The following is a 1,704-nucleotide window of genomic DNA, read 5'->3' on the forward strand; positions in this document are numbered from 1 at the left end:
CATGCTGCAGGCACTGGGCGTCGCCCTGCGCACCGAAGACCGCCCCGTGCGCCCAGGCGGCGCGGGGCTGGTCGACCTGGTCTCGGCCGACATCTCCGGTCTCGACCCTCGTCTCGACGGCGTCAGCTTCGTGCTCGCCGCCGACGTCGACAATCCTCTCCTCGGAGATCGAGGGGCCGCCGCGGTCTTCGCACCGCAGAAGGGGGCGAGCGCCGACGATGTCGCCGTCCTCGAGGCGGGCCTCTCGCGTCTCGCAGAGCTCATCGACACGCTGCCCGGCGTGCGGCCCTCGGTGACCGCCCCGGGTGCGGGCGCGGCCGGCGGGGTGGGATACGCGGCTCTCGCGGTGCTCGGCGCCGTGCGCGAAGCGGGCATCGATGTCATCCTGCGCCTGATCTCGCTCGACGAGCGCATCGCCGACGCCGACCTCGTCATCACCGGCGAGGGGAGTCTCGACGATCAGAGCCTCGGCGGCAAGACTCCGCTCGGGGTCTCTGCCGCTGCCGCGCGGGCGGACAGGCCGGTCGTGGCGGTGTGCGGTCGCACCACGCTGGATGCCGCCCAGGCGGCGTCCGCCGGCTTCGCGAAGGTCTATGCGCTGAGCGACATCGAGCCCGAGCCGGCGAAGAGCATGGCGAACGCTGTGCCGCTGCTGCGCGAGGTCGGCCGCACGATCGCCACTGAGCTCGGTGCCCTGACCGCCCGCTGAGCCGCCGGGCTGCTGTTGACTGTCCGCTGAGCCGGGTGGTCCCGTGTGGTCGCCTCGCCGCTCGTGATGCGGCCATTCGGGCCCTCTCGACGCGGGGAGAGCCGCGAAGCGCTCGGCCCGGCACGCACGCCGAAGGGGACCGGTCCGCCGGTGGGCGGTGCCGATCCCCTGGATCGCGAGTGGTCCTCAGGCCGCCTTCGGGAAGAGGACGCGGAATGCGCGGATGAAGCCGCCTCGCTGGTCGGCAGGCAGGTGGAGATCCGGGTCGATGTTGACCGACGGGTTCTCTGCGAACGGGACGTACCCGCTCGCCTCAGTCGAATGTGCGCTCATGTCCCTCTCCGTTCTCATTTTCATATAGTGAAAGAATTGTCTTGCTCTATGAAAAGAGTAAGCGCAGGGTCGGCGATGAGTCAATACCCTCTTCCTGCGTGTGACGGCAAATTGCGCTGCAGCGCGCGCGTCGTCAGCCCCAGTGGCCCGGATCGGTCAGCACCCGGGAGGCCACCCGAAGCGAACCGGGTGCGACCTCGGCCGTGCAGAACAGCAGCGACATCGTCGGGTACCCGTGAACCCGGTTGTCGCGGACGATCGCCCTGTCGTCGCCGGGGGAGAGGCTCGAGCTCGCGGCGAGCACCGCGACCCAGCGCTCGTCCCACCCCTCGGCGGAGCGGCCGGCAGTGGCGGCGGCGAACTGCGGCAGCCACATCTCGATGCGCGCTGTGCGCGGGTCGTCGAGGTCATCGTGCGCGATCATGTGCACGCCCGCCGGCACGGCCGTCTCGCGCAGCTCCACGCCGTCCCACGACAGCACGCGAGATCTCTGCGGCGTCACCTCGAGCAGGTTGAACCCGTGCATCGGCAGCGGACTCAGCGGCGAGCGGCCCGCGACCGACTCCAGCGCCAGCGACCCGCGTGAGCGCACGGCGTCGTCCGGCAGGTCGAGCACGTCGGCGCGGTTCAGCAGCACGGCCAGGCGCCCGGCGGCGGTATCG

The 1,704-nt window shown here is 71.1% G+C and carries 3 protein-coding genes; 1 reads left to right on the forward strand and 2 read right to left on the reverse strand.

Translation table 11 applies throughout. The features are described from left to right. The coding region (locus tag RT309_RS14990) for a glycerate kinase (RefSeq protein ID WP_313358317.1) at positions 1–709 on the forward strand (709 nt) is incomplete at its 5' end. A gap of 186 nt (positions 710–895) precedes the next feature. Here the strand turns inward: RT309_RS14990 and RT309_RS14995 are convergent. Next, entirely contained in the window at positions 896–1,042 is a 147-nt protein-coding gene (locus RT309_RS14995) for a hypothetical protein (protein ID WP_313358319.1), read from the reverse strand. A 133-nt stretch (positions 1,043–1,175) separates the two neighbouring features. Beyond that, positions 1,176–1,704: hypothetical protein (locus tag RT309_RS15000; protein WP_313358321.1), on the reverse strand; the 529-nt coding region annotated here is incomplete at its 5' end.

Origin of the sequence: Microbacterium sp., from assembly GCF_032084865.1 — a bacterium.
In the GTDB taxonomy this organism is placed as follows: Bacteria; Actinomycetota; Actinomycetes; order Actinomycetales; family Microbacteriaceae; genus Microbacterium.